This window comes from Pseudonocardia oroxyli (genome assembly GCF_900102195.1).
Taxonomy (GTDB): Bacteria; Actinomycetota; Actinomycetes; order Mycobacteriales; family Pseudonocardiaceae; genus Pseudonocardia; species Pseudonocardia oroxyli.
Genome location: NZ_FNBE01000001.1, coordinates 277,606 through 301,132 on the forward strand (window position 1 = coordinate 277,606; position 23,527 = coordinate 301,132).

At 73.6% G+C, this 23,527-nt stretch carries 21 protein-coding genes, 1 other RNA gene and 1 pseudogene; 9 read left to right on the top strand and 14 right to left on the bottom strand.

Translation table 11 applies throughout. From position 1 onward, the window contains the following. Nucleotides 1–117: 117 nt before the first annotated feature. The gene (locus BLS43_RS01345; RefSeq protein ID WP_093075270.1) at nt 118–390 is read right to left on the bottom strand and encodes a hypothetical protein; all 273 of its coding nucleotides are present in this window, start codon (nt 388–390) and stop codon (nt 118–120) included. 407 nt (nt 391–797) lie between these two features. On the opposite strand from BLS43_RS01345, the gene BLS43_RS01350 reads away from it, so the two are divergent. The 4 genes from BLS43_RS01350 to BLS43_RS01365 all read left to right on the top strand — a co-directional run bounded on the left by BLS43_RS01350 (nt 798) and on the right by BLS43_RS01365 (nt 4,985). After that, nucleotides 798–1,658 carry an alpha/beta fold hydrolase gene (locus BLS43_RS01350; RefSeq protein WP_093076077.1) on the top strand — a complete coding sequence of 287 codons (861 nt, stop codon included), beginning with the start codon at nt 798–800 and terminating at the stop codon, nt 1,656–1,658. 777 nt (nt 1,659–2,435) lie between these two features. Next, complete coding sequence (locus tag BLS43_RS01355; RefSeq protein ID WP_093075273.1) at nt 2,436–3,062, top strand: GreA/GreB family elongation factor; 627 nt, start codon at nt 2,436–2,438, stop codon at nt 3,060–3,062. A gap of 203 nt (nt 3,063–3,265) precedes the next feature. Further along, nucleotides 3,266–4,489: a PucR family transcriptional regulator gene (locus BLS43_RS01360; RefSeq protein ID WP_093075277.1), complete on the top strand. Its 1,224-nt coding sequence runs from the start codon at nt 3,266–3,268 to the stop codon at nt 4,487–4,489. A gap of 70 nt (nt 4,490–4,559) precedes the next feature. Beyond that, a complete protein-coding gene (locus BLS43_RS01365; RefSeq protein WP_093075282.1) occupies nt 4,560–4,985 on the top strand; it encodes a hypothetical protein in 426 nt (141 codons plus the stop codon). Between the two features lie 978 nt (nt 4,986–5,963). On the opposite strand, the pseudogene BLS43_RS30810 reads toward BLS43_RS01365, so the two are convergent. The 4 genes and pseudogenes from BLS43_RS30810 to rnpB all read right to left on the bottom strand — a co-directional run. After that, nucleotides 5,964–6,164 (bottom strand): annotated as a pseudogene (locus BLS43_RS30810) (winged helix-turn-helix transcriptional regulator); the annotation flags it as partial. A 36-nt stretch (nt 6,165–6,200) separates the two neighbouring features. Next, a complete protein-coding gene (gene speD, locus BLS43_RS01375) occupies nt 6,201–7,388 on the bottom strand; it encodes an adenosylmethionine decarboxylase (RefSeq protein ID WP_425438516.1) in 1,188 nt (395 codons plus the stop codon). Between the two features lie 40 nt (nt 7,389–7,428). Next, a complete protein-coding gene (locus BLS43_RS01380; protein ID WP_245707232.1) occupies nt 7,429–8,481 on the bottom strand; it encodes a type III PLP-dependent enzyme domain-containing protein in 1,053 nt (350 codons plus the stop codon). 212 nt (nt 8,482–8,693) lie between these two features. Continuing rightward, nucleotides 8,694–9,108, bottom strand: an RNA gene (rnpB, locus tag BLS43_RS01385) — RNase P RNA component class A. 69 nt (nt 9,109–9,177) lie between these two features. Here rnpB and BLS43_RS01390 point away from each other — a divergent pair. Further along, on the top strand, nt 9,178–9,942 hold the full coding sequence (locus BLS43_RS01390; protein WP_093075299.1) for a sulfite exporter TauE/SafE family protein: 765 nt from the start codon (nt 9,178–9,180) through the stop codon (nt 9,940–9,942). Beyond that, nucleotides 9,939–11,147: an SLC13 family permease gene (locus BLS43_RS01395; RefSeq protein WP_093075304.1), complete on the top strand. Its 1,209-nt coding sequence runs from the start codon at nt 9,939–9,941 to the stop codon at nt 11,145–11,147. The genes BLS43_RS01390 and BLS43_RS01395 overlap by 4 nt, the downstream gene beginning before the upstream one ends. On the opposite strand, the gene BLS43_RS01400 is transcribed toward BLS43_RS01395, so the two are convergent. From BLS43_RS01400 to cobC, 4 genes are read right to left on the bottom strand one after another with little or no spacing between them, the layout of a single operon-like run. Further along, nucleotides 11,140–11,820, bottom strand: coding sequence for a histidine phosphatase family protein (locus BLS43_RS01400; protein WP_218129676.1), 681 nt, complete (start codon nt 11,818–11,820; stop codon nt 11,140–11,142). The two genes, BLS43_RS01395 and BLS43_RS01400, sit on opposite strands and share 8 nt — an antisense overlap. Beyond that, a complete protein-coding gene (locus BLS43_RS30405) occupies nt 11,817–12,551 on the bottom strand; it encodes a zinc ribbon domain-containing protein (RefSeq protein WP_218129677.1) in 735 nt (244 codons plus the stop codon). Before BLS43_RS30405 ends, BLS43_RS01400 begins: the two co-directional genes overlap by 4 nt. Beyond that, nucleotides 12,548–13,672: a Nif3-like dinuclear metal center hexameric protein gene (locus BLS43_RS01410; RefSeq protein ID WP_093075312.1), complete on the bottom strand. Its 1,125-nt coding sequence runs from the start codon at nt 13,670–13,672 to the stop codon at nt 12,548–12,550. Before BLS43_RS01410 ends, BLS43_RS30405 begins: the two co-directional genes overlap by 4 nt. Further along, nucleotides 13,669–14,736: an Rv2231c family histidinol phosphate aminotransferase CobC gene (gene cobC / locus BLS43_RS01415; protein WP_093075317.1), complete on the bottom strand. Its 1,068-nt coding sequence runs from the start codon at nt 14,734–14,736 to the stop codon at nt 13,669–13,671. The genes BLS43_RS01410 and cobC overlap by 4 nt, the downstream gene beginning before the upstream one ends. Before the next feature lie 69 nt (nt 14,737–14,805). Here cobC and BLS43_RS01420 point away from each other — a divergent pair, with 69 nt between their 5' ends. Together BLS43_RS01420 and BLS43_RS01425 are read left to right on the top strand one after the other, a co-directional pair. Continuing rightward, complete coding sequence (locus tag BLS43_RS01420) at nt 14,806–15,219, top strand: low molecular weight protein-tyrosine-phosphatase (protein WP_425438521.1); 414 nt, start codon at nt 14,806–14,808, stop codon at nt 15,217–15,219. Next, nucleotides 15,216–16,004: a fructosamine kinase family protein gene (locus tag BLS43_RS01425; protein WP_093075320.1), complete on the top strand. Its 789-nt coding sequence runs from the start codon at nt 15,216–15,218 to the stop codon at nt 16,002–16,004. Before BLS43_RS01420 ends, BLS43_RS01425 begins: the two co-directional genes overlap by 4 nt. 64 nt (nt 16,005–16,068) lie before the next feature. On the opposite strand, the gene BLS43_RS01430 is transcribed toward BLS43_RS01425, so the two are convergent. The 5 genes from BLS43_RS01430 to BLS43_RS01450 all read right to left on the bottom strand — a co-directional run bounded on the left by BLS43_RS01430 (nt 16,069) and on the right by BLS43_RS01450 (nt 22,296). Continuing rightward, entirely contained in the window at nt 16,069–17,493 is a 1,425-nt protein-coding gene (locus BLS43_RS01430) for a WS/DGAT/MGAT family O-acyltransferase (protein WP_245707233.1), read from the bottom strand. Between the two features lie 25 nt (nt 17,494–17,518). Further along, nucleotides 17,519–18,766 carry a class I SAM-dependent methyltransferase gene (locus BLS43_RS01435; RefSeq protein ID WP_093075323.1) on the bottom strand — a complete coding sequence of 416 codons (1,248 nt, stop codon included), beginning with the start codon at nt 18,764–18,766 and terminating at the stop codon, nt 17,519–17,521. Beyond that, nucleotides 18,763–20,151: an FAD-binding oxidoreductase gene (locus tag BLS43_RS01440; RefSeq protein ID WP_342741106.1), complete on the bottom strand. Its 1,389-nt coding sequence runs from the start codon at nt 20,149–20,151 to the stop codon at nt 18,763–18,765. The genes BLS43_RS01435 and BLS43_RS01440 overlap by 4 nt, the downstream gene beginning before the upstream one ends. 83 nt (nt 20,152–20,234) lie before the next feature. Continuing rightward, a complete protein-coding gene (locus tag BLS43_RS01445; RefSeq protein ID WP_093076089.1) occupies nt 20,235–21,212 on the bottom strand; it encodes an aldo/keto reductase in 978 nt (325 codons plus the stop codon). Between the two features lie 43 nt (nt 21,213–21,255). After that, nucleotides 21,256–22,296, bottom strand: coding sequence for an alpha/beta fold hydrolase (locus tag BLS43_RS01450; protein WP_093075327.1), 1,041 nt, complete (start codon nt 22,294–22,296; stop codon nt 21,256–21,258). Nucleotides 22,297–22,360: 64 nt separating this feature from the next. Here BLS43_RS01450 and BLS43_RS01455 point away from each other — a divergent pair, with 64 nt between their 5' ends. After that, the gene (locus BLS43_RS01455; RefSeq protein WP_093075332.1) at nt 22,361–23,503 is read left to right on the top strand and encodes an acyl-CoA dehydrogenase family protein; all 1,143 of its coding nucleotides are present in this window, start codon (nt 22,361–22,363) and stop codon (nt 23,501–23,503) included. Nucleotides 23,504–23,527 lie beyond the last annotated feature (24 nt).

Sequence of the window (23,527 nt, forward strand, 5' to 3'; positions counted from 1 at the left end):
CCCGGCTCGGTGGTCCGATCGACTCCGAGGCTCGTCGGTGCGCGCGGTCGTGTGCAGGGGCGGAAGGCCCTGCGACGGGGCCCGGTCGGCCCGGCCGCCCGGACGGCGCCGGTCACCTCAATGGACCGACGGTGGTCCGAGGACGATCCCCACATGCCGTGTCCGCCGGCGGCTGCCGAGGACCTTGCTGTCGGTGATGGCGGCTCCTCGGGACCGCACGGCGTCGGCGAGCGGGCGCGGCGGGTCGATGAACCTCTGATCGTCAAGCCTCACCACCGACGTGACACGGTCGGTGAGAACGGGGGCCGGCGTGCGAGCGTCGGAGCCGGTGAGGACGTCGAATCCGACCTTCTCTCCACAGTGGTCGCGCTCACCCAACTCGCCGAGCATCGCTGCTTCTCGCGGTCGCGGCTGAAGCCCCCGGCTCCGAGGTCACCAACCCGACCATGCCTGCGCCCGACGACCGCGACCGCCTTCCGCGGCTCGGCGGCGACACCGATCATCTCCTCCGCCGGACACCGGAAGTCCTACTGCGCGGGCATGTACGGTTCGTCAAGCGATGTCGACTGAAGTCGGCCCCGGGTGAAAGTCCTGGTTGGCCGCGGTGCTCGTCGTGCTGGGTGACGAGCCCGCCTCGCCGTGGTGAGGGAGTGGCCTGATCGTGACGGTTGTTGTCCATCCGGCCACTTGAGTTCGCGGATCGCGATCGTCGATGCTGGGTTGTTCGACGCGCGAGAGCGAGCGTCGGCTTGCGGCTCGGGTCGCGGGCAAGCGTTGCGGGAAGGAGCGTGTTCTCGATGTCCACGGGCGCCCCGGTCGATGGGTTCACCCTGAGCTTCGACCGTCTGGGATCGGTTGGTCGGCAGCCGGTGGTCCTGCTTCATGGCTGGCCAGGGGACCGGACGGACATGGCGTCCGTCGCCGAGAGGCTCGGGGACGAGTTCGACGTCGTCGTGCCGGACCTGCGCGGTTTCGGCGCCTCGGACAAGCACCTGCGCGACCCCGGCGACCACTACAGCATGGTGGCCCAGGCCCGCAGTGTCACGGGACTGATCGAAGAGCTGGGGCTCTCCCACGTCGTGCTCGGCGGTTACGACATCGGCAGCAGGGTCGGTCAGCAGCTCGCGAAGGACAGGCCCGACCTGCTCAGCGCCCTGGTCATCACCCCACCGGCTCCAGGCGTCGGGTCACGGATTCTCGGCGAAGGTCCGATTCGCGAGTTCTGGTATCAGTCCTTCCATCATCTCGACCTGGCCGAGAAGCTCCTCGACGGGAAACCGGACGCTGTGCGGGACTATCTGGAGTACTTCTGGACCCACTGGTCCGGCCCCGACTTCACCCTGGACGACGCCCGGCTCGAGCACCTGACGTCGGTGTACGCCCCCGCCGGCGCGTTCGTCGCGTCGATCGGGTACTACCGAGCGGCCGGAAACGTCGTGGCGCGCTACCTGGGCGAGACGGTCCCCGACGAGAAGATCATGGTCCCCACGACGTTCCTCTGGCCCGAGCACGACCCCCTGTTCCTGGGCGCCTGGTCCGACCGTGTCGGAGAGTTCTTCGCGCAGGTCACCGTGCAGCCCGTCGAGGGGGTCGGCCACTTCGTCCCGGTCGAGGCGCCCGACACATTCGCCGATGCCATCGTGCGGGCAAGCACGTAAGACGCTGAGGGGCAGGTGGTCGGAGCCGCCCGGGACCACGAGCCGGCGCTGGTGCCTTCGGCCGTCGGGTGGGCGGCTGGTCGTAGGCTCGACAGTGGGCAGCGGGCGGCGGTCCGGGGGCGGCGCTGCGATGATGGCGTCCGGGTCGGCCAGGCGCCGCGAGGGCTCTTCGACGGGGTCCGGTCGGCCCGGCCGCGCGGACGGCGCCGGTCACCGGTCACCGGTCACCTCACCCCCGGCTCCGAGGTCCCCAACCCGACCATGCCTGCGCCGACGACCGCGACCCGCCTCCGGTGGCACGGTCATCTCCTCCCACGGACACCGGAAGTCCTGCTGCGCGGCCGTGAGCCGTTCGTCGTCGTCCAGCATTCCGATCCCCCCTCGTCTCCGCTCGCAGTCACCTCCGGCGGTGACGCAGTCGATGCCGCCCTCGGCGGGCCCGTCGTCCACCCTGCCCGGCGGCGGCAGCGGCGGGCAGGGCGCGGAGCCGCAACCTCGGACGGCTCCCGGCTTCCGGAGGTCGGCAATCTCGCGATCCCGGGCAGACGCTGTGGTAGAGGTGGCACCGGCACTGCTCCACCACCCCCGTGCCGCCTCGTGCCGGGGGACGGAGAGGCAGCGTCGAGTAGCCGAGAGAGCCCCGGCACCGCCGCTGCTCCCACCGCTTCCGAGCACGGTCCCGATTCGTCGCGGCCGTGCTCGTCGTCATCGGCGCCCACCGTTCGACGGCCCCGCCGCCGATGTCGCACCCCCGACGATCCCGAGGAGACGAGACAGATGGCCGAGAAACAGGTGTGGCTGGCGCAGAGCGCCTACGAGCGGGTGCAGCGTGAGCTCGTGGAGCTGCTGCGTCGACGTTCGGCGGACGCCGGCGGCTCCGCGGCCGAGATGTCCCGGGGCGACGGTGCCGACCCGAGCACCGACCAGCAGGTGCTGACGGCGAGACGCGACCGGGAGAACCGGATCCGGAAGCTGCAGGAACTGCTGCAGAACCCCGTCGTCGGCGAGGACCCACCCGATGACGGGGTGGCCGAGCCGGGAATGGTCCTGACCGTCCGCTACGAGGAGGACCAGGAGACCGAGACGTTCCTGCTCGCCCACAGCGAGGACGGGGCCTATCCGCCCGAGCTCATGATCTGCTCCCCGGACTCCCCGCTCGGGAGGGCTCTCCCCGGCCGGGAACAGGGTGCGACGGTGCGCTACACCCTTCCGAACGGCCACGCGATGGAGGTCACGCTGATCAGCGCCGCCCCCTACCGTCCGGACGACTGGTCCCCGACCGCCGCAGCCGCGAGCCGACCGGCTCACGAGGATGCGGCAGCGATCTCCGGATCCGACGAGGTCGTCGGGCGGAATTGCCGAGGTTCGGCAGTCGCGGCGGGGACATCTTCGCCGCACTCGTGACCTGCCGCGTGGGCACACGGCGGGCAGGCTGAGGAATGCCGAGGGCATGTGGGCCGACCGAGAGCGATCGGTGCCTGCATGCCCTTCCTCGCGTGCCTGCGAGACGTGGGATGACCTGTGCGGGCGTCCCGAGACCTCGGGGCCCGGCGATCGAGGAGACCGGCCTCACGCACACTCGTGAGGCCCAGCGAGAGAGAGATGAGATGACCCGTCCGCCGGAGAAGACGCCGACGGCCCCCGCGCCGCTCGCCGACCCCGCATGGGTGCAGCGGGTGGCCGCGGAGGCCGGGCGGGGCGCGGGCGGAGTGCCGGTGGAGCTGCTCGGCGGCTTCCTCGCCGTCCTCGTCGACGCCGCGACCACCGGTCGCCGCCCGGAGAAGGCGGAGCTCGACGCGGTCGGGCTCAACGGCCGTCGCGCCGCCGAGATGGGGGTCTCGGCGGGCAACGCGGTGCAGCTGTACCTCTCCGCCGCGTGGCGGCTGTGGCGCGAGCTGCCCACCGTCACCAGGTTCCCGGACAGCGCCACCACCGCCACCGCCGCGGAGGCCGTCATGCGCGCGGTCGACCGCGCGGTGGCCAGCCTCGCCGAGGGCTACACGGCCGCACGTCGCGACATGATGCGCAGTGAGGAGACGCTGCGCCGCGAACTCATCGAGGACCTCCTGCGCGGCGATGCGGACATCGGCGCGCTGGTCGAGCGGGCCGAGCCCTTCGGGATGGACATGGCCCAGCCCCACCAGGTCGCCCTGGCCGCACCCAGTGGGCGCCTCGCCGACGCCGAAGCGGCGTTGAGCAGCCTCGAACGCGCCGTCGTGCAGGGCATCGGCGACCGTGACGTGCTCGTCGCCACCAAGGACGGCAGCATCGTCGTCGTCGCTCCCGCCACACCCCCGACCGGCAGGCAGCGCGGCCTGGGAGAGCTGATGCACGCCGATCTCCGGCGGGCACCGCGCGGCGGGCCGTGGCGGGTCACCGTCGGCCGCCCCTACCCGGGGTCGTACGGCATCGCCCGCTCGTACGAGGAGGCCCGGGAAGCGTTGGGGATGGCGGAGCGACTGCGGCTGGAGATGCCCGTCGTGCGCGCCGAGGACCTGCTGATCTACCGGGTCCTGTTGCGGGACCAGCCGGCGATCACCGACCTGGTCCATGCGGTGGTCAGCCCGCTGAGCAGGGCACGCGGCGGCGCAGGCCCCCTGCTGGCCACCTTGGACGCCTACTTCGCCACCGGCTGCGTGGTGACCGAGACCGCCCGCACGCTGCACCTGTCCGTGCGCGCCGTCACCTACCGTCTCGAGCGTGTCGCCGAGCTGACCGGCTACGACCCGACCGACCCCGCGCAACGGTTCACCGTGCACGCCGCCGCGCTGGGTGCCCGGCTGCTCGGCTGGCCGCAGCGCGATCTGCCCGCCCCGAGCACACCGGACTGACGGGCAGAGCCGAGCACCGGCGAGCCCGGATCCACAGCGATCCGCCACCCACGTCGACAGCGATGAGGCCATGATCTCGGTACCGACTCTCGACATCGACCCGGGCGAGGACGTCGACCCGCTCCCCCACCGGGCGGGCCCGGACCTCGAACTCGTCGCCATGATCGTCCGGCGGGCCGGGCTCGACTGCCGCACCGACGGCGATCCGCGCGATCACCTGCGCGCTCGACGAACCGACCGTGGCCCCGGCTCGTGGTCGGTCATCGCAGGAGCCTGTTCCGCTCCGACGCAGGGGGCGTTCGTCCGCCCCGTCGGCGGCTCGTGGACCTGGCAGCTGCGGGACGCCGACGAACGTCGCCTCGCCGCACTCGTCGTCCTGCAGGCGCTCCGAGACGACCCCACAGAACCGTTCACCCACGAGGAGGCCACCGCATGTGGGCTGGCCGACGGCCTCGTCCGATCCGTGCCGGGGACCGTCGATCCGCATCACTGCTGATCCGCCACGCACCACGTCGCCACCCCTCCCCCGCTCCGGAGCCACGGCCATCGGCATCGGCATCGGCATCGAGGACCCTCCCGGCACGGACGTGATCCCGGTCATGGTGCGCGTCTGCCGGACCTGGTCGACCAGGACGGTCACATCGCTGTTCCCCGGACCACCGGCATGTTCCCTCCTCTGCCGGTCGAGGAGGCCACCGAGGCTCGGGCATCACGACCCGTCTCGACGAAGTGACCCCGGTGTCCGCCGCCCCGTCTCGCCCCGACCCCGGCCGGGGCCCACCCTGGCCCTGCTCGCCTTCGCCCAGTTCATGACCGCCATCGACTTCGTCATCGTGGTCGTGGCGCTCCCCGAGATCGGCCGCGACCTCGGCTTCTCCGAGCAGTCGCTGCAGACGGTCGTGAGCGCCTTCACCGTCGTGCTCGGGGGCTTCCTCCTGCTCGGCGGGCGGGCTGGCCGGGGGCCCGGCCATGCTCGTGCTCGCCCGCGCGGTACAGGGCCTCGGCGCCGCGCTGCTGACCCCGTCGACCCTGAAGCTCGTCACCGCGCACTTCGCGGAGGGGCCCGCGCGCACCAGGGCACTCGCGATCTGGGGCCGCGGCGGGCGCGACCGGCGCCGCGGTCGGCGCCCTCGGCGGCGGGGTGCTCACCAGCCTCCTCGGCTGGGAGTGGGTCTTCTTCGTCAACGTGCCGCTGACGGCGGTCGCGCTGGCCGCGACCCCGCTGCTGCTCGGCCGCGACCAGGCCGTCGGCACGGGTGGGTTCGACCTCCCGGGGGCCGTGCTCGCCACCGCGGGGTTCACCCTGGTCGTGCTCGGTCTGGTGTCCGGACCCGAGATCGGGTGGCTCACGGCGCGCGGTCTCGGCGCGCGGTGCTCGGCGTGCTGCTGGTGGGTGTGTTCGTGCTGGTCGAGTCCCGCACCCGGGACCCGCTCGTGCCACTGCGTCTCTTCCGGAACCGCACCGTGGTCGCCGCCACTCCGTCCTGGGCGAGACCGTGGCGTAGACCGTGCGCGTCAGCAACCCGTCCCGTTCCAGGTTCCGCAGGGTCAGGGTGAGCATCTGCCTGCTGATGCCCGGGATGCCGCGTTCGAACTCGGTGAAGCGGACGACCTCCTCCGCCCCGGTGAGCGTGAGCACGCCGATGGCCCACTTCCCGCTGACCCGGTCCAGCACCTGTCTCGAGGATCACCACCGAGCGTGGACAGTACGTCAGAACGCCGTCGACGAACTCCGATGAGAACGCAGGGGCGAGGGCGCGACGGTGCGGGCGCGCAGATCGTCCGCGTCCAAGGTGGCCGGTGTGTACGGGAGCTCGGCCAGCCGCCTGGCGGCCATGCCGCCGGGGTCGACGATCGGCCGCATGAGTCCACACAGGAACGCCCACTCGTGCTCCGGACAGCCCGCGTACACCGTCTGCGCGAACACCGAAGAGAACCGCGCCCAGGCCGCGCGCAGGGTCCCGTCTCGCCAGACCGCCGGGCTGCCCGCCTGCGCCACGACCACCCCGCCGGGGCGCAGCCGACCCGCGCAGTCCGTCAGGAAGTCCTCGGAGTACAACCGGTTGAGCTGGGCCGACGGATCGTCGGGCCGCTCGTCCGGCAGGTCGACGACGATCACGTCCCACTGCTCGGTCGCCTCCGCCACGAAGGCCAGCCCGTCCGCGAAGTGCATCCGGACCGGACCGCTCCCCCGCTCCGCGGCGGCCAGCTCCGCGGGCGAGTAGCCGTAAGGGAGGTGCTCGGCGCAGAGTCGCACGCACTCCTCGTCCAGGTCGACGTGGTCCACCGTGCGGGCACCGCAGGCCACCGCGAGCTCGCTCACCACCCCCTCGCTGGAGCCGACCACCAGGACCCGCTCGCGACGGTCGGCCAGCAGCGCGGCAGGCACGAACAGTGCCTCGTGGTAGGTGAGCTGGGTGTGCTCGGCGCTCTGCCGCTCGTCGTCGCAGAAGAGGGTGACGCCCTGCGCGGTGTCCGCGATCAGCACCTCCTGCCAGGCGGTCCGTACCCGCGCCCGGACGCCCTCGACGGCCCAGGTACGGGTCACACCTGCCGACAGCGCCTCGACGACCTCGGTGCCGCCGCGGGAGACCACGCGCGAGACCAGACCGGTTGCGCCCAGGGTGCGGGCGAGCGTGCGCACGGCGAGTTCCGGGTCTGCGGCGTCGCCGCAGGTGAACACGTCCACCAGGGCGGTCCCGTGCTCCGGCCAGGTGTGCAGCGAGGCGTGCGACTCGGCGAGCAGTGCGACCACCGTGACCCCCTGCGGGGTGAACGCCTCGACCGCCATCTGCCGGACGTCCGCGCCGGCACCGAGCAGCGAGGTGCGCAGGGCGTGGACGAGGCCCGCGGCGTCGTCGAGCAGCGCGGGGTCGACCCCGCGCAACTCGGCGAGCACGTGGCGACCGGACGGTCCTGGCGGGGAGGTGCGCATCGCCCTACTCCACAACATGCACGACAAGCGGTCCGAACCCGTTGAACCCCACACTCGAGTAGCTGGCGGTGTAGGCCCCCGCGTGCAGCAGGTCGACCACGTCCCCGGCGACGAGGTCCAGCGGGAGCACGACGGGAGTACGGCGGTAGAGCACATCGTCACCATCGCAGGTCGGGCCCGCGAGCACGACCGGACCACACGGGCCCGACCGCCCGGGCACCCGCACCGGGTACGCGATCGCCTCCCCCTCGGTCTCCGCCAGACCCTGGTAGCGGCCACAGTCGAGGTAGACCCAGCGGCGGTGGTCGATCCCCGGGCGTCGGGAGACGCGCAGCACCCGGGTGCGCAGGGTCCCGGCCTCGGCGACCAACGCGCGGCCGGGCTCGACGACGATCCGCGCCCCGCCCGCGGCCTCGTGCACGGCCTCCGCGAACTCGGACAGCGACGGAACCGGCGAGCGGTACGCCACGGGCAACCCCCCGCCGACGTCGATGATCGGGTCCGCGATCCCGGCCCGCTCCGCGACCTCCAGCGCGACCCGCACCCCCGCCGCGAACGCCTCGGGGCGGACCTGCTGCGAGCCCACGTGGAGGGCGATCCCGGCCGCCCCGCGCGCCAGCCGCGCCGCCTCCGCGGGGGCCGCGCCGAACTTGCCGAGAAAGGGGGTCGCAGAGCCGGCGTCGGCCACCAGCACCCGGACCAGCACCTCGACGTCCATCGGGAGTAGCGCAAGCAGCGCACGGTCCTCGGCGCTGTCGGTCACGAACCGGCGCACGCCCCGCTCGGCGGCCCACACCGCCTCGCCGGGCCCGCGGACGGGGTTGCCGTGGCTGATCGTCGCCGGGTCGGCGCCCACGGCCAGGCACAGCTCGACCTCGGCGCTGGAGGCGACATCGAACCCGCACCCCGACTCGACGAGCATGCGGAGCACCGCGGGCTCCGGGCACGCCTTCACCGCGTAGCGCACCTCGCCGAACAGCGCGGACAGCTCGGCGTACCGGCGCGCGACGACTGCGAGGTCCAGCAGGAGGTGCGGCGTCGGGTGATCCGGGGGCACCGGCTGATCCTCCACCGTCCGGGCCCGAAGGCGCACGCCGGCTGCGCCCGACCCCCGGCCCCGAGTGGCCGCACGCGCGAGGCCGTCGACTCGACGCTCGGCCGTCCCTGACGATCACGCGATCGCGCAGAAGACGATCTTCACCGCGCCCAAGACCACGCTTCTTGTGCCCCAGATCTTCGAAGCCGTTTCCGCAGCTCAGAGGCTTGGGAGGGACGAGCAGGCCTGTAAGCCGGGTTCTGTTCCCGGGTGTCTCGCGACACCCGTTCGGCGACCATCCATCTAGGCCTGCCGTCACCGGCAGGCTCGAGCGGCCTACCCGCAGGCTCGGACGGGCCGTCCTCGAACACCTGCGCAGTGCTCCCTGGGGAGCACCTTTTGGCCTTGCTCCGGGTGGGGTTTACCGAGCCACCCCGGTCACCCGGGGTGCTGGTGGTCTCTTACACCACCGTTTCACCCTTACCGCCCGGCCCGGAGGCCGGGTGGCGGTCTGTTCTCTGTGGCACTGTCCCGCGGGTCACCCCGGGTTGCCGTTAGCGAACCACCCTGCCCTGCGGAGCCCGGACTTTCCTCGGCTCCCCGCCGCCGCGAACGACGAGGGGGAGACGCGGCCGCCCGGCCTGCTCGTCCGCGTCGGCGACTCTACCGGTCGAGGCGGACTCCGCGTCCGTGGGCTCGCGCGGTTAGGGTTTCGCCGTGCATGCGACGCCGGGTCAGCTCGTCTTCCTCGTGGTGGCGGGGCTGGTGGCGGGGGCGGTGAACGCCGTCGCGGGCGGCGGGTCCCTGCTGGTCTTCCCCGCGCTGTTGGCCGTGGGGCTGAACCCGCTCGCCGCGAACGTCACCAACTCCGTGGCGCAGTGGCCGGGGTACGCCGGGATCGTCCTGGGCAACCGCCGGGAGCTGCAGGGGCAGCGGCGGCGCATCGTGTCGACGAGCATCGCGGCGGCGCTCGGGTCGGTGGTCGGCTGCGTCCTGCTCCTGACCCTGCCGGCGAGCGTGTTCGACGCCGTCGTCCCCGTCCTGGTGATCGCGGCGAGCGTGCTGATGGCGCTCGGCCCGCGGATCAAGCGGTGGATCGGGGCGCCCGGCGACGGCGCCGCGGAGCCGCGCGACCGGATCTGGCTGCTCCCGGTGATGTTCCTGGCCGGGATCTACGGCGGCTACTTCGGCGGGGCGCTGGGCGTCATCCTGATCTCCACGCTCTCCCTGCTCGCGCACGACCGGCTGGTCCGGCTCAACGCGCTCAAGGGCGTGCTCTCGCTGGTCGCCGCCACCGTCACCGTGGTGATCTTCAGCCTGGGGGCGCCGGTCGACTGGACCGCCGTGGCGGTGGTGGCGCCCACGACGTTGATCGGCGGGTATGTCGGGGCCCGCGTCGCGCGTCGGCTGCCGGAGGCGGTGCTGCGCTGGTGCGTGGTGGCGCTCGGGCTGGCCGTGGGCGTGTACCTGCTGGTCACATGACCGTCCTGGCCGTCGCGCTGCTCGCGGTCGTCCTCGTCGTCGCCGTGCTCCGCCCCGTGCCGGAGGCGGTGGTCGCCGTCCCGGCCGCCGTGCTGACCGTGCTGCTCGGCGTGCTGCCCTGGGACGCGGCCCGGGCCGAGGTCGCCGAGCTCGGCCCGACCGTCGGGTTCCTCGCCGCGATCCTGCTGCTGGGCAGGCTCGCGGAGGCCGAGGGGGTGTTCGCCTGGCTCGGCGCCCGGCTCGCGCACACCTCGCACGGACGGGCGCGGCGGCTGTTCACCCTGGTCTTCCTCGCCGCCACGGGCGTGACGACGGTGCTCAGCCTGGACGCGACCGTCGTCCTGCTGACCCCCGTCGTGCTGGCGACCACCGCCCGGCTGCGCGTCCCGAACCGCCCGCACGCCTACGCCTGCGTGCACCTGTCGAACGCGGGTTCGCTGCTCCTGCCGGTCTCGAACCTCACCAACCTGCTGGTGTTCGAGGCCTCCGGGCTGACGTTCGTCGGGTTCGCGGCGCTCATGGCGCTGCCCTGGCTGGTCACGCTGGCGATCGAGTACGGCGTGCTGCGGTGGTTCTTCCGCCGCGACCTGCCGGACGCCGAGACCCCCACCCCGCCGGACCTGCCGACCCCGCGGTTCGCGCTGGTCGTGCTCGGGCTGACCCTCGCCGGGTTCGGGGTGTCGGGGTACCTGGGCGTCGAACCGGTGTGGATCGCGAGCGCGGGCGCGCTGGTCCTCGCGGTCCGGGCCCTGGTCCGCCGCGAGACGACCGTGCGCGGGCTCGTGGCCGGGACGTCGCCGTTGTTCTGCCTGTTCGTCCTCGCCCTGGGCGTGGTGGTGGCCGGGGTCAGCGCCCACGGCCTCTCCGACGCCCTCGCCGGGCTCCTCCCGACGACGACGGGTCTGGTCGAGCTGCTGACGGTGGCCGGGCTCGCCGCGGTCCTGGCGAACCTGGTCAACAACCTGCCCGCGACCCTCGTCCTGCTCGCCGCGCTGGGGCCCGCGCCCGCCCCGGCGCTGGTCCTGGCCCTGCTGCTCGGGGTGAACATCGGGCCGAACCTGACCTACGTGGGGTCGCTGGCCACCCTGCTGTGGCGCCGGATCCTCCCGACGCCCCCGCGCCTGGCCACGTTCACCGTGCTCGGCCTGCTGACCGTGCCGGTCTGCCTGGCCGCCTCGACCGTGGCGCTGTGGCTGGTCACCTGAGCCGCGGGGAGTCCGGGCCGCCCAGGTGCGAGGTGTCGTTGACGAGCCGGACGGTGGCGTTGCCGTCGGAGAAGAAGTCCGCGACCGAGAGCGACGCCAGGTCCAGGTGCAGCCGGTAGAGGATCGACTCGCCGACACCCAGCGCGGTCTGCAGGATCAGCTTGATCGGCGTGACGTGGCTGACCAGCAGCACCGTCCGCCCGCCGAACTCCGCGACGATCTCGGTGAGGGCCGTGTCCACCCGCGCACCCGCGGTCTCGAAGCTCTCGCCCCCGGGCGGCGCCACGTCCGCGCTGCCCAGCCACCGCCCGAAGAGCTCCGGATCGCGCTCGCGGGCCTCGAGGAACGTCAGCCCCTCCCAGGAGCCGAAGTCCGTCTCGATCAGACCCGCCCGCACCTCGACCGGCACGTCGATCGCCTTGGACACGGCCTCGGCGGTCTGCCGGGCCCGCAGCAGCGGCGAGCAGAGGATCGCGTCGATGCCGCCGCGGGCCGCCATCCGCTCGGCGGCGGCGTCCGCCTGGGCGAGCCCGAGATCGGTCAGCGCGGGATCACCGAGCCCCGAGTAGCGCCTCTCCACCGAGAGCGGGGTCTGGCCGTGGCGCAGCAACAACAGCCTGCTGACGGCACCGCGCTGACCGCTCCACGCCGCCGAGCCGGAGGGCGCACTCACAATCCCGACTCCCCCGTGCGGACCAGGATCGCGCCGCACTCCTCGCAGTGCACCACGTCCTCCGGCGCCGCGGCCTTCAGCCTGCCGAGGAAGGTCCGGTCCAGCTCCAGCCGACAGGCCCCGCAGCGCCGCTCCCGCAGCAGCCCGGCCCCGACCTTGCCCTGCGCGTGCCGGGCCTCGTACTCGGCGAGCAGGTCCGCGGGCAGGTCCGGCAGGATCGCGGCCCGGTCCCGGGTCCGGCCCGCCTCGGCGGCGTCGAGATCGGCGAGCGCGGTGTCCCGCCGCACGGTGACGGCGGCCAGCGCCTCCTCGGACTCCGCCAGCACCCGGCGGGCGTGGTCGAGGTTGCCGCCCAACGCCTCCCGCTGCTCCATGACCTCGAGCTGCTCGTCCTCCAGGGTGGACTGGCGGCGGGCGAGGGTCTCCAGCTCGTGCTGCAGGTCCTGCGCCTGCTTGGCCCCGATGCCGCCCGCGAGCAGGGTCTTGTCCCGGTCGGTCCGGGCCCGGACGCCGTCGATGTCCCGTTCCAGCCGCGTGATGTCCCGGTCCAGGTCCCCGGCCGCCGTCTCGGCCTCGACCAGGGCGTCCTTGGCCGCCCGGACGGCACCCTCGGCCGCGGTCAGCTCGGCGTGCTCGGGCAGCGCCCGACGGCGGTGGGCGAGCCGGGTCAGCTCGGCGTCGACCCCGGCCAGGTCGAGCAGCCGCTTCTGCGCGGCGGGTGCGGCCTTCACGCGTTCCTCCCGAGGGTCCAGGGATCGGTCCGGATCGTCGAGACCCGCGTGTCGACGCTACCCCCCAGCTCCTTGTCGATCACCGCCGCCGCCTGCGCGCACCACGGCCACTCCGACGCCCAGTGCGCCACGTCCACCAGTGCGGGCCCGCCTGCGAGCAGGTGCTCCGACGCGGGATGGTGGCGCAGGTCCGCGGTCACGTAGGCGTCCACACCGGCCGCGACCGCCGCGGAGAGCGCCGAGTCCCCCGCGCCGCCGCACACCGCCACCCGCTCGACGACCCGGTCCGGGTCCCCCGCCGCCCGCACCCCCCACGCCGTCTCCGGCAGCGCCGCGGCGACCCGGGAGGTGAAGGTGGACAACGGCTCCGGCGCGATCGTGCCGACCCGCCCGAGACCCCGGCGACTCGGCAGCTCGGCCAGCTCCAGGACGTCGAACGCCGGTTCCTCGTAGGGGTGGCTCGCGCGCAGCGCCTCGACGACGGCCCGCCTGCGGTGGCGCGGCAATACCATCTCCAGGCGCGTCTCGGCGACCCGCTCCAGCCGCCCCACCTCGCCGATCGCCGGGTTCGCCCCCGCGTGCGGGAGGAACTGGCCGGTCCCGGCGGTGGCGAAGGAGCAGTGCGAGTAGTCGCCGATCTCACCCGCGCCCGCCGCCGAGAGCGCCTCGTGGACCGCGCGGATCGCCGCACCGGTGGGCACGAACGCGACGATCTTGTCGAGCGGGTCGGCGGGCTTGGGCCGCAGCGGGCCCGTCACGGTGAGCCCGAGCGCCTCGGCGAGGGCGTCGTTGACGCCCGGGTCGGCCGAGTCGGCGTTGGTGTGGGCGGTGTAGAGCCCGACGCCGTTGCGGATCAGCCGGTGCAGCAGCGCCCCCTTGGGGGTGTCGGCCCCAACGCCGTGCACGCCGCGCAACAGCAGCGGATGGTGGGTGACCAGGAGCTGGGCCCCGGTCTCGATCGCCTCGTCGACGGTCTCGGGCACCGCGTCGACCGCGAACAGGACCGACGAGACCGGCTCGGCGGGGTCCCCACAGACCAGGCCGACCGCGTCCCAGTCCTCGGCGAGGGCGGGCGGGTAGGCGGCCTCCAGGACGGCGGTGATCTCCGCCAACGTGGTCATGCTGCTACACCTACCAGCACGGCCCGCAGCGCCTCGACCAGGACGGCCACCCGCGCGGGTTCCCGGACCGCCACCCGGACGTACTCGGGTCCCAGGCCCGGGAAGGTGTCCCCCCGCCGGACCGCGATCCCCTTGTCCCGCAACCGCTCCCGGGTGCCGACCGGGACGCGCAGGAGCAGGTAGGGGGCCACCCCGGGCAGCACCTCGACGCCGGGCAGCGCGGCGAGCGCCGCGGCCTGGTGCGCGCGGTGGGCCGCCAGCGTGCCCGCCATCGCGGCCGCCTCGGCGACGGCGGCGGGCTCGGAGCAGGCGATCACGGCCTCCAGCGCGAGCGTGCCGACCGGCCACTGTGGTCTGGGCGCGGCGAGCCGGGCGAGCAGGTCGGGGGCGCCGAGGGCGTAGCCCGCGCGCAGCCCCGCGAGCGCCCAGGTCTTGGTGAGCGACCGGAACACGAGGAAGCCCGGCTCGCCCGCCATCGACCCCGGCTCCCCCGGGACCGCGTCCAGGAACGCCTCGTCGACCAGGACGGTCCGACCGGGGCGGCCGAGCGCGCGCAGGTTCGCGTGGAGCACCCCGGTGGGGTTCGTCGGGTTCCCGACGACGACGAGGTCGGCCTCCTCCGGCACGGCCGCCGGGTCCAGCCGGTGGTCACCGGTGGTGAGCACGTGCGCGACCGGTACCCCCGCCGTCCGCAGCGCCGCCTCCGGCTCGGTGAACCCGGGGTGCACGATCGCCGCGAGCCGCGGGCGCAGCGCCGGCAGCAGCGCGAACCCCTCGGCGCTGCCCGCCAGGACCAGCACCTCGCCGGGGTCGCGGCCGTGCCGCGCGGCCACGGCCTCGCGGGCGCGGCGGTCGTGGTCGGCGGAGGGGTAGCGGGCGAGGTCGTCGAGCGCGGCGGCCAGCCGGTCCCGCAGCCACCGCGGCGGGGCCGCGCCCTGGACGTTCACCGCGAAGTCGACCAGCCCCGATGACGCTTCGACGTCACCATGGTGACGGAGCGTGTCGACGGGTGAATCGGACTCCGTGGGATGAGTCTCCTTCGGTCCATCCGTCACGCCCGTCATACCCCGGCACCTTACGGTTGCGGGGTGCATGTCAGTTTCGTCTGTACCGGGAACATCTGCCGCTCCCCCATGGCCGAGAAGGTGTTCCGCGCCGCGCTCGACGAGGCCGGGCTCGCCGACGCCGTCACGGTGACCAGCGCGGGCACCGGCGGCTGGCACGCGGGCGAGCCGATGGACCCGCGAGCCGCCGACGAGCTCGCCGCGCAGGGCTACGACACCGCGCACACCGCACGCCAGGTCGACTCGCACGTGCTGTCGGCGGACGTGCTCGTCGCACTGGACGCGGGGCACCGCCGGACGCTGCGGGACTCCGTGCCCGAGCCCGGACGCGTCGTCCTGCTGCGGTCCTTCGACCCCGCCGCCTCGGACGACGCCGAGGTCCCCGACCCCTACTACGGCGGCCCCGACGGGTTCGGCGAGGTGCTGCGGATGATCGAGGCCGCCACCCCCGGCCTGCTGGAGCGGGTCCGCAAGGAACTGTGAGCCCGCTCGGGTTCGACCCCGCGGCGGCGCCGCGCGGGGTGAGCCGGGCGGTGCTGCCCGACGGGCGCCCCGTCGTCGTGAAGCGGGACGTCGGCGCCGCGGCGGAGGCGGCGGGCCTGCGGTGGCTGCGGGTCCCCGGCGGGCCCGCGGTGCCCGAGGTGCTCGCCGCGGAGGCGGACTGGCTGGTCGAGGCCGAGGTCCCCGCGGGCACCCCGACGCGGGCGGCGGCCGAGGGGTTCGGACGTCGGCTGGCCGCCCTGCACGCCGCGGGCGCCCCGGCGTGCGGGTCGCCGCCGCCGGGTGGCCCCGTGGACGCCCGGATCGGCGGCACCGCGATGCGCAACGAGCCCGGTCCGACCTGGCCCGCCTGGTTCGTCGAGCACCGGATCCGCCCGTACCTGCACGCCGTGCCCGACCCGGGACCCGTCGAGGAGGTGTGCACCCGGATCGAGGAGCTCGCAGGCCCGCCCGAACCCCCGGCCCGGCTGCACGGCGACCTCTGGTCGGGCAACGTCCTGTGGTCCCCGTCGGGGGTGTGGCTCATCGACCCGGCGGCGCACGGCGGGCACCGCGAGACCGACCTGGCGATGCTCGCCCTGTTCGGCCTGCCGCACCTGGACACCGTGCTCGCCGCCTACGACGAGGTGGCACCGCTCGCCGACGGCCGGGCCGCCCGCGTCCCGCTGCACCAGCTCTTCCCGCTCCTGGTCCACGCCGTGCTCTTCGGCGGCGGCTACGCCCACCAGGCCGTCGAGGCCGCCCGGCAGGCCCTGCGCGCCCGCTGAGGCCCTGCTCAGGGCTCGTGAGCGGCGATCGTCGCCAGGGCGACCATCGCCGCGCACGGGTCTCTCAGGCGGCGGGGGCCTCCTTGAGCTCGGCGAGCGAGTCGTTCACGGCCTCGGCCAGCACGTCGACGTCCGGCAGGGCGTCCCGGTCCGCGTCGAGGCCATAGCAGACGGTGCCGTCGTAGCTGGTCACGCCGATCGCGACGGCCTGGCCGTGGGCCAGCGGGACCACCGGGTACATGTCCCGCATCCGCGCCCCCATCGCATAGAGCGGGCGCGGCGGGCCGGGCACGTGCGTGACGACGACGTTGAACAGCCTCGACGACAGCCTCGACGACAGCCGGGCCCCCATCTCGTGCATGACGGGGGTGGCCAGGGACGCCAGGCCGACCACCGCGGTCGTGCCCGCCGAGCGGCCGAACCGCTTGCGCGCCTCCATCTGCCGCGCGATCGACTGCAGCCTGCGCACCGGGTCCGGGTCCCCCACCGGCAGCTCGACGAACACCGCGGAGATCCGGTTGCCGCCGTCGGACCCGGGGCCGCGGCCGCGCACGCTGACCGGCACCATCGCCCGCACCACGGAGTCCGGGAAGATCGGCTCGCCGCGGGCGATCAGCCAGCGCCGCAACGCACCCGCCACCACGGCGAGCACCACGTCGTTCACCGTGCCGCCGCCCGCCCCGTGCCTGCGCCGGATCATCCGGTGCTCGAACAGCGAGGTCCGCGCCATGCCGAACCGGCGCTGGGTGCCGATCGGGGCGTTGAGCGCCCAGACCGAGCGGCCGTGGTTGGCGGTGCGCACCGCGTCCGCGACGCCGCCCAGGGTCCGGCGCACCGCGGAGGCGACCTCCCGGACGTCTCGCGCGGAGCGGGTCAGCGCGTCGACCGCGGACCGCGGCCGCAGCATGTTCTCCAGCACGGCCTGGGTGGCCAGCTCCAGCCCGGACGGCGACGGCCGCGGCGACCACCCGGGCTCCCCACCCGCCTCCGCGGGCCGCGGCCGCGCCGTGGTGTCGAGCAGCAGGCCGCCGACGGCCATCGAGCCGATGCCGTCGACCATCGCGTGGTGGATCTTGGTCAGGATGGCGACCCGGTACTCCTCGAAGCCCTCGATCACGTAGATCTCCCACAGCGGGCGGGACCGGTCGAGCTGGCGGGACAGCAGCCGCCCCACCAGCTCGCGCAGGTCTTCGTCCGTGCCCGGCGCGGGCAGCGCCGAGCGCCGCACGTGGAAGCTCAGGTCGAAGTCCGGGTCGTCCACCCACACCGGCAGGCCGAGCCGCCCCGGCACCTCCCGGACCTTCTGGCGGTACCGGGGCACGAGGTCGAGCCGGGAGTCGATCAGGTCGACGAACGCGTCGACGTCGAAGAAGCCGTCCTCCGGTTCGAAGGTCATGACCGCGCCCAGGGTCATGGCGGTCGTGCGTTCCTCCATGAAGAGGAACGACGCGTCGAGCGGGCTCAGACGGTCGGGCCTGCGGTCGGGCACAGCGCCTTCTCTACCAGAGCCGCGGCTACCAGACCCCTTCGGCGCGCCACCCGCGCAGCGGCATGCCGGAGCGGCCGTGGTCGCCGAGCCTCACCCCGAGCATCTGGTGGAGCTGGATGTTGTCCAGGTCGAAACCCAGCCGGCACGCCGCCATGTACAGCCGCCACACCCGGGCGCGTCCGATGCCCACCTCGGCCACCGCCTCGTCCCAGTGCTCCTCGAGGTTGGCGCCCCAGTCCCGCAGCGTCATCGCGTAGTGCTCGCGCAGGTTCTCCTCGTGCCGGATCTCGAAGCCCGCGTCGTTCATCTCGGTCATCAGCAGGCCCGGCGACTCGAGCTGCCCGTCCGGGAAGACGTACCGGTCGATGAACGGGTCGACGCGGCGCAGGTGGCTGACGGTCCGCGGCTGGGTGATGCAGTGGTTGAGCAGCCTGCCCTCGGGCCGCAGCTTGCCGTACAGGAACCCGAAGTAGGACGACAGCTGCCGCTTGCCGATGTGCTCGGTGAGCCCGATGGAGCTGACGGCGTCGAAGCCGGACTCCGCGACGTCCCGGTAGTCGGAGTGCCGGACCTCGGCGAACTCCTCCAGCCCCTCGCGCCGGATCGCCTCCTGCGCCCACTCGGCCTGGTTGCGCGACAGCGTGACGCCCAGCGCCTTCACCCCCATCCGGGCGGCGTGGCGGACCATGCCGCCCCACCCGCACCCGACGTCCAGCAGGCGCATCCCCGGCTCCAGCGCGAGCTTGCGCGCGACCAGGTCGTACTTGGTCTCCTGCGCCTCCTCGAGCGTGGCACCCGGGTGCGGGTACGCCGCGCAGGTGTAGGTCATCGACGGCCCGAGCACCCACTCGTAGAAGGTGTTGGACACGTCGTAGTGGTGCGAGATGGCCTGGCTGTCCCGGAACTTCGAGTGCAGCCGCCCGCGCGGGCGCGCCTCCAGCTCCGGCGGGGCGGGCCGGTACTTCAGCCAGATCGGGCCCACGGTCCGCAGCAGCCTGCCGAAGTCCAGCGTCGACACCCCGTGCAGCGTGATGTCCGACAAGGACGACAGCGCCGTGTAGAGGTCTCCCTCCACATCGATCTCACCCGTCACATAGGCGCGCGCCAGGCCCAGCGTGCCGGGCGCCGAGGCGAGCCGGGCCAGCGCCCGCGGGGACTCGATGCGCAGCGCGATCTCGGCGTCGTCCGGACCGGACTTGCTGCCGTCGTAGGCGACCAGCCGGATCGGCGCGTCCCGCCCGATGACGTGTCCGAAGACCTCAGCGACCCTCATGCTCCCCCTCCGACCTTCCTGAACAGGTCCGGTACCCGCCCCTGCGGGTCGTACCGCTCCTTCACGGCGCGGTACGCCGCACCGTTGTACCGCTCCCAGAACTCCGCCTCGCCGTAGTGGACGGTGGAGTAGAGGCTCTTGTGGCCGTCCAGCCGGGCGACCAGGTCCTCGACGAACCGGTTGTGCTGCCACTTGTCCCCGGTGACGGGGACGGACGACCAGAACCCGACGTTGACGTACGGGGTGTGCGGCTTCATCGGGTAGAGCGGCCAGGTCCGGTCGCCGCGCAGCTGCAGCGGGCAGAGCCAGACCGGCGCGATGCCGACGTGGGCGTGGAACTCGGCCAGGAACTCCGGCAGCCGCGGGGTGGGGATCTCGACGTCCTGGATCACCATCTCCTCCTCGGGGTGCCCGAGGCGGCGGCGCACGGCGTTCGACGCCTGGTAGCGCTGGTCGAGCGCGACCAGCCTGCGGTAGACGTCCGACCGGCGGTAGCGCCGGGGCCAGAGCCTGCGGACCGCCGGGTTCTGCACCCCGAAGGCGCGCGAGCACCAGAACCAGTCGGTGTCCCAGCGCCACAGGTAGTCGTGGGTGGTGAGGTGGTCGACCGGGCGGGTCTGCAGCGAGCGGTAGAACACCTCCATGCCCGTGTAGTCGCTGACCCGGGCGCCGGGCGTCGGCTCGTCGACGAACTCGCCGACCGTGACGTAGTGCTCGGTCGGGGAGAAGACGGTGCCGTCGAGGAAGTCGATGTCCGTGCCCGCCAGCTCGCCCAGCGCGGCGGTGGCCTCCTCCGCGGTGCCGAAGCGGTGGTGGCGCAGCCGCACGTACCGGGAGACCGGCTGCAGCTCGATCCGGATCCGCAGCGCGTAGCCGAGGGTGCCGTAGGAGTTGGCGAAGGCGGCGTAGAGGTCCGCGTGCGCGCCGGTGGGGGCCGCGGTGACCAGCTCGCCGGAGGGGACCAGCACGTCCATCTCGAGCACGGACTCGTGCGGCAGGCCGTGCCGGAAGCTGGTCGACTCGATGCCCAGGCCGGTGACCGCGCCGCCGAGGGTGATCGTCTTGAGCTGCGGGACGACCAGCGGCATGAGCCCGTGCGGCAGGGTCGCGGCGACGAGGCCCTCGTAGGTGCACATCCCCTGCACGTCCGCGGTGCGGGCCGCCACGTCGACCTCGATCACCCCGGTCAGTCCGGAGGTGTCCAGGTGGACGGTGTCCCCCGCGGTGCCGGCCCCGAAGCGGAAGAGGTTCGACGTGCGTTTGCCGAGCCGCACCGGGGTGCCGGGAGGGACCGCCCGGTAGGCCCGCACCAGGCCGGCCACGACGGCGTCGTGCTCCCGCCGTGCGGCGGACAGGGGCCCCCGGGTGTCCACGGTGCTGCTCACGCCGCAACGCTAACTCCGCGAAGCCCCGTTCGTCAGGATGTGAGCGATGGTCGAATGTCACTCACCTGCGCAGCGAAACCCGACTAACCACGCCTACGGGACGCGACGAGCTTGGGGATCGCCGGGATCCCGACGAGCGGCTGGTAGGCCTCGGCCGCCGCGGTGAGGCCCCGGTACTCCTCGTCGGACAGGCGCAGGTCCGCCGCGGCCACATTGCTCTCCAGCTGGGCCACACTGGACGCCCCCGGGATCGCGACGACGTGGGGCTGGTGCACCACCCACGCCAGCGCGACCTGAGCGGGGGTCGCGTCGTGGCCGGACGCGACGTCTCGCAGGGTGTCCAGCAGCGGCTTCGCGGCGTCCAGGTTCTCGGGCAGGAACATCGCGTTGGCGGCACGCACCCCGTTGGCCGGGCGGTGGTCGGCGTCGTAGCGGCCGGAGAGCAGCCCCTGCGCCAGCGGGCTGTACGCGATCACGACGTGCCCGGTGCGCTGCGCCCAGGGCAGCATCTCGGCCAGCGGGCCGCGGTGCACCAGGTTGAGCTGCACCTGGTTGGACAGCACCGGCGCGCCGAAGCGCACCTCCGCCGACCGCCAGCGCTTCAGCGGGTAGTTCGACACCCCGACCTGGTCGACGACGCCGACGTCCCGCAGCGCCCGCATGCCGCGCATGGTCGTGGCGTCGGAGACGACCGGGTTGGGCTGGTGCACCTGGTAGAGGTCGAGCGTGCGCACCCCGAGCCGCTGCGCGCTGGCCACCCCCCGCTGCTGCACGACCGCGGCGGTGGGCAGCACGGGGAAGATCTTCGTGGCGACCACGACGTCCTCGGTGCCGCCGGAGTCCGCCAGCGCCCGGCCCAGGATCCGCTCCGAGCGCCCGAACCCGTAGACCTCCGCGGTGTCGAACACCGTGACCCCGAGCTCGCGGGCGCGGGTGACGATCCGCCGGGCCTCCGCGGCGAAGTCCTCGCCGTAGCCCCACTCCCGCGACCCGAACTGCCAGGTGCCCAGCCCGATCACCGAGTAGGGCTTGACCGTGTCGATCCCCTCGACGTGACGCATGCCGCTCATTGTGGCCCGTCCGCGTCGGGTCCCGCCCGGGACGTCAGGTCCGGCCCAGGAAGTCGTCGAGGATCGGCCAGGTGGTGGTGCGGGCCCGCCGTCCGGTCAGGACGCCGAGGTGCCCGCCCGGCGCGCTCTCGAACCGGACCTGCGGGGCTCCGGTGAGCAGCGGGACCACCCCGCGGACCGCGCCGAGCGGGGCGATGACGTCGTCCAGGCCCGCCACGACCAGGACGGGCACCCGGACGTCCGCCAGGTCCACCGTGCGCCCGCCGATCTCCAGCCTGCCGGTGGCCAGGTCGTTGGCGCGCAGCAGCAGGTGGAAGAGCTGCCCGAAGGCGCGCCCGGGATAGCCGTGCATGTGGTTCATCAGGTAGTCGACGGCCTCCATGTGCGCGAGGGTGTCCTTGTCCCCCAGCCTGCTCAGCACCGCCAGCGGCTTCGTGACCAGCCGGTCCACCGCCGTCAGGTGGAAGACGCCGCTGACCACCGGGGCGGGGAGGCTGCCCACCGCGCGGTAGATCGCCGAGACCGCCCGCCCGCCCGCGAGCTGCGCCACCGGCCGCAGCGGCGCCACCAGCGGCACCGCCGCGATGTCGACCGGACTGGCGATGGCGGTGACCGAGCGCACCGGCAGCGGCTCCCCGAGCCGCTCGGCCGCGGCGAGCGCGAGCAGGCAGAACAGCCCGCCCAGCGACCATCCGACCAGGTGCACCGGCTCGCCGATCCGCCGGGTCACCTGCGGGACCACCTCGTCCACCCAGTGCTCCACGCCGAGGGCGCGGTGACCGAAGGACAGGGGCCCGTAGTCGACGAGGTACACCGGGCGGCCCCGGTCGAGGAGGTGCTCGACGAGCGAGCCGCCGCGGCGCAGGTCGTAGGCGAAGTCCGGGGCGCCCAGCGGCGGGACCAGCAGCACCGGCGGGCCGGACTGCGGCGCCGTCGGGTCGTAGCGGTGCAGGACCCAGCCCCGTGCGGACCCCGTGTGCTCGGTCTCCGCCGCGACCTCGCGCCGGTGACACCGCCGCAGGTCGGCCACCCCACCTGCGACGACCTTGTCCCAGATGTTCGCCCCGACGCCCATCGGCGGAGCGTACGGGCCGGCGACGGCCCGCGTGGTTACCCGCGGGTATGGGAGGCTGCGTGTCATGCAGCGCGACATCTTCGACGCCGAACACGACGCGTTCCGGGACCTCGTCCGGACCTTCCTCGCCAAGGAGGTCCTCCCCCACCACGCCGAGTGGGAGAAGCAGGGCCAGGTCGACCGCGAGGTCTGGCGGACCGCGGGCCGGGCGGGCCTGCTGGGCACCGACGTGCCCGAGCAGTTCGGCGGCGGGGGCACGCCGGACTTCCGGTACAACGCCGTCGCGCTCGAGGAGATCACCGCGGCCGGTGCGAGCGGGCTCGGCTTCCCGCTGCACAACGACGTCGTCGCGCCCTACCTGCTGCGCCTGTGCACGGACGAGCAGAAGCAGCGCTGGCTCCCCGGGTTCTGCTCCGGCGACCTCATCACCGCGATCGCGATGACGGAGCCGGGCACGGGCTCTGACCTGCAGGGCATCGCGACCCACGCGCGCCGGGACGGCGACGACTGGATCCTCAACGGCACCAAGACGTTCATCACCAACGGGATCCTCGCCGACCTCGTCATCGTCGTCGCGAAGACCGACCCGGACGCGGGCGCGCGCGGCTTCTCCCTGCTCGTGGTGGAGCGCGGCATGCCCGGCTTCGAGCGCGGCCGCAGGCTGGAGAAGGTCGGGATGAAGGCCCAGGACACCGCCGAGCTCTCGTTCACCGACGTGCGGGTGCCCGCGGCCAACGTCCTCGGCGAGGTGGGCCAGGGCTTCATCCACCTGATGCAGAACCTGGCCCAGGAGCGGCTGTCCATCGCGCTCGGCGCCACCGCGGGCGCGGCGGCCGCCCTGGCGATGACGCTGGAGTACACGAAGGAGCGCAAGGCCTTCGGCAAGCCCGTCGCGCACTTCCAGAACACCCGGTTCGAGCTGGCCGAGATGGACACCGAGGTGGACGTGACACGCGCGTACGTCGACCGCTGCCTGGCCCGGCACGTCGAGTCCGAGCTGCCGGTCGCGGACGCGGCGAAGGCCAAGTGGTGGGCCACTGACGTGCAGCGACGGGTCGTGGACCGCTGCGTACAGCTGCACGGCGGGTACGGCTACATGCTCGAGTACCCGATCGCCAAGGCCTTCGTGGACTCCCGGGTGCAGTCGATCTACGGCGGCACCAACGAGATCATGAAGGAGATCATCGGCCGGACCCTCATCGGCTGACCGAGCGCCCGGAACGGGGCCCGC

Excerpts from the sequence above, each read along its gene's own strand:
- BLS43_RS01450 (WP_093075327.1), bottom strand. The coding sequence starts at position 22,296 with ATGGGCGTCGGGGCGAACATCTGGGACAAGGTCGTCGCAGGTGGGGTG.
- BLS43_RS01345 (WP_093075270.1), bottom strand. The coding sequence starts at position 390 with ATGCTCGGCGAGTTGGGTGAGCGCGACCACTGTGGAGAGAAGGTCGGA.
- BLS43_RS01420 (WP_425438521.1), top strand. The coding sequence starts at position 14,806 with ATGGCCGAGAAGGTGTTCCGCGCCGCGCTCGACGAGGCCGGGCTCGCC.
- cobC (WP_093075317.1), bottom strand. The coding sequence starts at position 14,736 with ATGACGGGCGTGACGGATGGACCGAAGGAGACTCATCCCACGGAGTCC.
- BLS43_RS01410 (WP_093075312.1), bottom strand. The coding sequence starts at position 13,672 with ATGACCACGTTGGCGGAGATCACCGCCGTCCTGGAGGCCGCCTACCCG.
- BLS43_RS01455 (WP_093075332.1), top strand. The coding sequence starts at position 22,361 with ATGCAGCGCGACATCTTCGACGCCGAACACGACGCGTTCCGGGACCTC.
- BLS43_RS01350 (WP_093076077.1), top strand. The coding sequence starts at position 798 with ATGTCCACGGGCGCCCCGGTCGATGGGTTCACCCTGAGCTTCGACCGT.
- BLS43_RS01395 (WP_093075304.1), top strand. The coding sequence starts at position 9,939 with ATGACCGTCCTGGCCGTCGCGCTGCTCGCGGTCGTCCTCGTCGTCGCC.
- BLS43_RS01445 (WP_093076089.1), bottom strand. The coding sequence starts at position 21,212 with ATGCGTCACGTCGAGGGGATCGACACGGTCAAGCCCTACTCGGTGATC.
- BLS43_RS01435 (WP_093075323.1), bottom strand. The coding sequence starts at position 18,766 with ATGAGGGTCGCTGAGGTCTTCGGACACGTCATCGGGCGGGACGCGCCG.
- BLS43_RS01360 (WP_093075277.1), top strand. The coding sequence starts at position 3,266 with ATGACCCGTCCGCCGGAGAAGACGCCGACGGCCCCCGCGCCGCTCGCC.
- BLS43_RS01365 (WP_093075282.1), top strand. The coding sequence starts at position 4,560 with ATGATCTCGGTACCGACTCTCGACATCGACCCGGGCGAGGACGTCGAC.
- BLS43_RS01355 (WP_093075273.1), top strand. The coding sequence starts at position 2,436 with ATGGCCGAGAAACAGGTGTGGCTGGCGCAGAGCGCCTACGAGCGGGTG.